This window comes from Fulvivirga aurantia (assembly GCF_009711475.1).
GTDB classification, from domain to species: Bacteria; Bacteroidota; Bacteroidia; order Cytophagales; family Cyclobacteriaceae; genus Fulvivirga; species Fulvivirga aurantia.
In genome coordinates this window covers 1-2227 of sequence record NZ_SMMD01000384.1, presented here as the reverse complement: position 1 = coordinate 2227, position 2227 = coordinate 1, and the positions used below count along the sequence as shown (strand labels likewise).

Genomic DNA, 2227 nt, shown 5'->3' with positions numbered 1-2227 from the left:
GCTTCTTCACACATATTTAGTCAGAGTAGGTTCAATACTTTGACTTTACGGCTACATGAAATTTGATTTTGGCTATGCAAAACCTTCATTTCTGAGGCTAAACAGTATCTTTGCGCATGGCAAAAACGGAATCACAAATTCTGAATGGATATAAAGGTATTAATGCCTTAATTTTTGATCTGGGAGGAGTAATCATCAACCTTGACATATCGCAGACGATCAAGGCTTTTGTTGAGTTATCCGGTATCGATCAGGAAAAATTGGTGAGAGATTATTGGCATCATGAGATGTTTCACAAATATGAAAGAGGAGAGGTGAGTGATGAAGCATTTAGAGAATTTTTAAGAGATTTGCTGAAGATAGAGGCAACTGATGAACAGTTAGATAAGGCGTGGAATGCGATGATCTTTGATATTCCTCAAGATAGGCTTCGTCTGCTAGATCGATTGAGTAGAAATTATGAAATTTTTTTGCTCAGCAATACAAATAATATACATCTCAAACGCGTAAATGAGGTATTTGAGCCACTAAATGGCGAAGTTCTGGATGATTATTTTACCTATGCCTATTACTCAAACCATATGGGTATGCGTAAGCCCAATACCGATATTTTCGAAAAAGTGATTGCCAATCATGACCTTGATCCGGTCAGAACATTATTTCTAGACGATAATAAAGATAACATACAGGGGGCTCAAGCTGTTGGCTTACAGACGTTTCAGGTGGCTCATCCTGATGAAATCAAAACACTTTTTGATGAATAAAAGATTGAAGGAAGTCCTCGTGCATGGAGGTTTATTTGTAGTTACGTTCATTACCACCACACTGGCAGGTAGTTTTTGGGTAAATAGTCGCATACTGCTTTTTACACCTTATGAGTGGAGCGATTTTATGGCAGGAATGCAGTATTCTGTGCCTTTTTTGCTCATCCTGACAGTGCATGAGTTTGGCCATTATTTTACGGCCAGGTATCATAAAATTAAAACTTCACTGCCTTACTACATACCACTGCCACCATTGCCGGGCTTTATTGGTACCATGGGTGCTCTCATTCGTATTAGAGAGTTTGTGAAATCTAAAAAACAGAATTTCGACATTGGTCTTAGCGGCCCTATAGCTGGTTTTGTTATTGCTATTGGTGTATTGGTTTATGGTTTTACGCATTTACCAGAGAAAGACCATATCTATGAAATCCACCCTGAGTATGCTCCTTTTGGGGAGAACTATGAAGAAGTGGTGTATGTGAAAGATACATTTGTACTTAAAAACACGGTGGAGTCAATGACCGGACGTGATATGTCGATGTATGCTGATACAATTAGGTTTAACAGTCCGGAGCAGGAGGGGCTATCCGTGCAATTGGGGTCTAATGTGATTTTTTGGGCTTTTGAGAAAATGCTGGTCGATGATCCTGAGAAAATGCCCGATTCGCGCGAACTCATGCATTACCCATTCCTTTTTGCGGGTTTTCTCGCGTTGTTGTTTACTGCCCTTAACTTATTGCCTGTTGGTCAGCTTGATGGCGGGCATGTGCTTTACGGACTTATTGGAGCCAAATGGCATAGAATTGTTGCTCAAATCGTATTTGTTGGCTTTGTATTTTATGCAGGTATCGGATTGATCACACCCTCTAGTCAGGTCGATCCTTTGTTTGGATTAGACCAGAGCACCTCATTTTTTCTTTGGATGGGTCTATATGTGTTTTTTATCAACTTAGTATTCAAAGGCCTTAAGCTAAATCCGGTTACCACCTGGATGATTACACTAATTGTTTTTACCGTACAGTTTACCTTGCCGATGGTTTTTCCGACCATTGAGGGCTATTCCGGTTGGTTGTTGTTCGCTTTTATCATCGGTCGGTTTTTAGGTGTTTATCATCCACCTGTGATGGTAGAGGAGCCTTTAGATAAAAAGAGAATTATTTTAGGGTGGATTGCGCTTATTATATTTATCATCTCCTTTAGTCCCGCACCGATAATTATGTCGTAATAGCGAAGCGCTGAGAGCGTGGCGCAGAGAGCTAAAAGTTGTGAGTTTCGAGCTTTGAGTCATGAGTTGTGTGTCTGCTTTGTGTCAGGCTGAGGAACTCGAAGCCGTAGTGAAGAGCCAAGAGGGAAGAGCCCAGGGCAGAGAGTTTTGAGTGCTGTTTGTTAAAATTAAAGGTACCTCCACAAGGTCGGGATGACAATATTGAGTACTGTCATTCCGGACTTGATCCGGAATCTGT

The 2227-nt window shown here is 40.7% G+C and carries 2 protein-coding genes; both read left to right on the top strand.

Going from position 1 to position 2227, the window contains the following annotated elements; translation table 11 throughout:
- The first annotated feature begins 116 nt into the window (after positions 1-116).
- On the top strand, positions 117-764 hold the full coding sequence (locus tag E1176_RS02070; RefSeq protein WP_155208917.1) for an HAD family hydrolase: 648 nt from the start codon (positions 117-119) through the stop codon (positions 762-764).
- Positions 757-1989, top strand: a complete 1233-nt coding sequence (locus tag E1176_RS02065) for a site-2 protease family protein (RefSeq protein WP_155208916.1) — start codon at positions 757-759, stop codon at positions 1987-1989. The genes E1176_RS02070 and E1176_RS02065 overlap by 8 nt, the downstream gene beginning before the upstream one ends.
- Positions 1990-2227: the final 238 nt, after the last annotated feature.